The organism is Variovorax sp. M-6 (assembly GCF_052114385.1).
Taxonomy (GTDB): domain Bacteria; phylum Pseudomonadota; class Gammaproteobacteria; order Burkholderiales; family Burkholderiaceae_C; genus Variovorax.
In genome coordinates, this window is sequence record NZ_JBFREQ010000093.1 from 1 (window position 1) to 1,490 (window position 1,490).

Here is a 1,490-nt window from a genome sequence, read left to right on the forward strand (position 1 = left end):
GTGGACAGCGTGAAGCGGGTGACCGACATCATGGGCGAGATCACGGCGGCGAGCCAGGAGCAGACCTCGGGGATCGAGCAGATCAACCAGGCGATCACGCAGATGGACCAGGTGACGCAGCAGAACGCGGCGCTGGTGGAGGAGGCTGCTGCGGCGGCGGGCTCGCTGCAGGAGCAGGCGTCGAGCCTGGTGCAGGCCGTGAGCGTCTTCAAGATGGCCAGCGACGGCGAGGCCGCGCGCGTGATCGCGCAGGCGAAATCGAAGGCCAAGGTGCAGCCTCGCAAGCCGGCCGGCGCAGCCGCCCCGTCATCGGCGCCGAAGCGGACGGCGGAGGCGGTCCGGTCCGAGCCGAAGCTCGCGGCGTCGGGAGACTGGACCGAGTTCTAAAAACCAGGCCCGCGCAGGGCCGCCATCGAAGGAGAAGGAATGCAGTGGTTTCAACAGCTACGTGTGACGGTCAAGCTGGTCTTGAGTTTTCTTGTCGTCGCGGTCCTCGGCACCGTGGTCAGTGCGCTCGGTATCTTCCACATGGCGCGCATCAGCGCGTCGACCGACAGGCTCTATCACCACGAACTGAGCGCCCTGCAGGCCTTGCAGGATGCCAACATCGCGCTGCTCTACGCCAGCCGGTCCCAGATGACGCTGCTGTCGGCGTCCACGCGCGGCGAGCGCAACTCGGGGTCCGTCGCCGTCCGCAAGTCGCTTGACGACCTCGAAGCGCGGGCCGCGGAGGCCAAGCCGCTGTTCGAGGAGAGCGAGGCCGGCACCAAGCTCTATCGGCAGTACGAAACCCTGATCGCGCCGCTGAAGCAGCGCATGGCGGAATTCGTCGCCCTGGTGGGCAAGCAATCGCTCGACAGCTCGCAGTTCGACGGCCGGGTGGGCGACGACAGCACGCAGCTGCTGAAGGACTCCCGCGCGCTCGAGGAAGTGCTCGAAGCCATGGTGGCGCACAGCAACGCGCTCGCCAAGGCCAGCGCGGAGCAGGCCGCCGACACCTATCGCAGTTCGCGCTGGATGATGCTGGTGATCGCCGCGGTCGGCCTCCTGGCCAGCGTGGGCATGGGGTTGATGGTCGCGCGTTCGCTGGGGCGCCAGTTGGGCGGCGAGCCCGCCTATGCGGCGGAGGTGGTCGGCCGCTTCGCGAGCGGCGATCTGGCGGTGGAGGTCGACACCGGCTCCGCCCGTGCCGGCAGCCTGTTGCATTCGATCCGCCTGATGCAGCTCGAACTGACCGAGGTGGTCGGAAAGATCAAGGCCTCGAGCGACACGATCGCCACCGCTTCGGGCCAGATCGCAGCGGGCAATCAGGATCTGTCGTCGCGCACCGAGGAACAGGCGAGCTCGCTGGAGCAGACCGCGGCCTCGATGGAAGAACTCACCAGCACGGTCAAGCAGAACGCCGACAACGCGCGCCAGGCCAACCAGCTCGCGGCCTCGGCCTCCGAAGTGGCGGTGCGGGGCGGCAGCGTGGTGAGCCAGGTGGTGGA

1 protein-coding gene and 1 pseudogene are annotated in these 1,490 nt (G+C 68.1%); both read left to right on the plus strand.

What is annotated here, in order from left to right; genetic code table 11:
• Nucleotides 1-387 (plus strand): annotated as a pseudogene (locus AB4Z46_RS35250) (methyl-accepting chemotaxis protein); the annotation flags it as partial.
• Between the two features lie 39 nt (nt 388-426).
• Nucleotides 427-1,490, plus strand: a 1,064-nt coding sequence (locus AB4Z46_RS35255; protein ID WP_442288198.1) for an MCP four helix bundle domain-containing protein, incomplete at its 3' end; no start/stop codon positions are given.